The organism is Streptomyces corynorhini (genome assembly GCF_003346515.1).
GTDB lineage: Bacteria > Actinomycetota > Actinomycetes > Streptomycetales > Streptomycetaceae > Streptomyces > Streptomyces corynorhini.
In genome coordinates this window covers 1-1,093 of the sequence record NZ_QQNA01000300.1, presented here as the reverse complement: position 1 = coordinate 1,093, position 1,093 = coordinate 1, and the positions used below count along the sequence as shown (strand labels likewise).

The window sequence follows — 1,093 nt, the reverse complement described above, 5'->3', positions numbered from 1 at the left end:
CCACCCCATGCAACTGCCGCGTGCCCCGCAGGGCCCACCGGCTCGCAGGATCCCGGCCCGGCGGGGATGAGTTCAGCCCGTCCCGGGGCGGTGACGGGACGGGCTGAGCTGGGGAAACGGCTGCACTGCGCGTTATGTCCTGAGGGTGGCGATGAACGTGGCCCAAGCGGCAGTAGGCAGCGTGAGGGTCGGGCCGGTGGGGTTCTTGGTGTCGCGGACGGGGACGACGCCGGGGAAGTCCTCGGTGATCTCGACGCAGCTCCCACCGTTGGTGTTGCTGTAGCTGCTCTTGCGCCAGTGCGCGTTGCTCAGCTCGGGGGCGTGTCGCATGTCTCGTAGTCCTCCATTGCCTTTCGAATCAGCTCCGCCGACTCGGTCAGGGAGAGGGCGTTCGCGCGCAGTACCTCGTACCGTCGCCGCCACTTCTTCACCGCGTCGCGGTCCTCGTAGAGGTACGCAGTTTCGATGCCCTCTTCGTAGGCCATCGTGGAGCCGACCGGAAGTGTCAGCAGATTGAGCGCGCCGCCCATGAGCGAGTGGGGACCCGCGTTGAACGGCATTACCTGAACTTTACTGTCCGGAGTATCCACCTGCTCCAGCAGCGCGGCCAGTTGTTTATGCATGCACTCTCGGCTGCCGATCTGCCGCCGGAGTGTGGATTCATCGATGATCGCCCATCGGAAAGGCCGCTTCTCCGAATGCCTCCTCTCTTGGCGCGACAAGCGCGCGTTGACGCGCTCTTGTATCTGCTCCTCGGTCAAGTCGTTCGGGCAGCGGAGAAGTGTGTAGGCGTACTCTCGGATCTGAAGAAGACCGGGCATCACATGCGGCTCGTAGACCTCAATGGTCTCTGCCTGCGACTCGAAATCCATGAAGCGCCGGTACTGGTCCGGATGCGCCTCCCGCTTCGCCAGTTGGTACAGCCCGTGGAACAGTCCGTCCGTCCCCAGCGCCGCGTCCAGCCTGCTCGGCAGATCCGGCGGCGGCATCAGCTCGGCCGTCTCGATCCGTGCCAGCGCGCTCTTGCTGGAGTTCACGACCGCCGCGAGCTGGAGAGCGACATGTCTGCACGCTCGCGGCGGTCGTGAACTCC

At 65.1% G+C, this 1,093-nt stretch carries 2 protein-coding genes; both read right to left on the bottom strand.

The annotated features are described in order from the left end of the window. Nucleotides 1–132: 132 nt before the first annotated feature. Nucleotides 133–330: a DUF397 domain-containing protein gene (locus tag DVH02_RS29725; RefSeq protein WP_114626952.1), complete on the bottom strand. Its 198-nt coding sequence runs from the start codon at nucleotides 328–330 to the stop codon at nucleotides 133–135. Then, nucleotides 309–1,037 (bottom strand): DUF5753 domain-containing protein, encoded by a 729-nt coding sequence (locus DVH02_RS29720; RefSeq protein ID WP_114626951.1) that lies wholly within the window; start codon nucleotides 1,035–1,037, stop codon nucleotides 309–311. Before DVH02_RS29720 ends, DVH02_RS29725 begins: the two co-directional genes overlap by 22 nt. Nucleotides 1,038–1,093 lie beyond the last annotated feature (56 nt).